At 49.2% G+C, this 516-nt stretch carries 1 protein-coding gene; it reads left to right on the top strand.

Going from position 1 to position 516, the window contains the following annotated elements:
* Positions 1 to 89: 89 nt before the first annotated feature.
* A partial coding sequence (locus JK231_RS25410) for a recombinase family protein (RefSeq protein WP_211729921.1) occupies positions 90 to 516 on the top strand: 427 nt, incomplete at its 3' end.

Here is a 516-nt window from a genome sequence, read left to right as displayed (position 1 = left end):
ACCGTTTTTCATGTCTCATCTCGCATATGGAACCACCTATGTGATACCCAAACTAGAAATACCCCCTAAATGATTCTTTTGGAGTTCAGATGTACGTTTTCGGCTATCTCCGCGCATCTACCTCAGAACAGGATGCTACACGAGCAAAGAAAGCACTCAGGGATTTTGCCCTGATGCACAACAAGCGTGTTGCCGACTGGTATGTTGACAATATTTCGGGCACAACGATGAACCGGCCTGAGCTACTCCGTCTACTCGATGACGCAGAGCCAGGTGACGTTATTCTCATTGAACAGGTTGACCGACTTTCAAGGCTCGATGATGAAGGGTGGAACATACTGCGTAAGCAGATTGCTGACAAACAGCTGTCAGTCGTCAGCCTCGATCTCCCTACCAGCTACCTTGCCCTGAACAACTCAGTAACCGACAGCTTCACACACAGCATGCTCAAAGCCATCAATGCCATGATGCTGGGTATGCTGGCCGCTATATCCCGTAAAGACTATGAGGACCGGC

It is taken from the genome of Pantoea sp. JGM49 (assembly GCF_018257655.1).
Classification (GTDB): Bacteria; Pseudomonadota; Gammaproteobacteria; order Enterobacterales; family Enterobacteriaceae; genus Pantoea; species Pantoea communis.
This window is presented reverse-complemented; position numbering and strand designations above follow the sequence as displayed.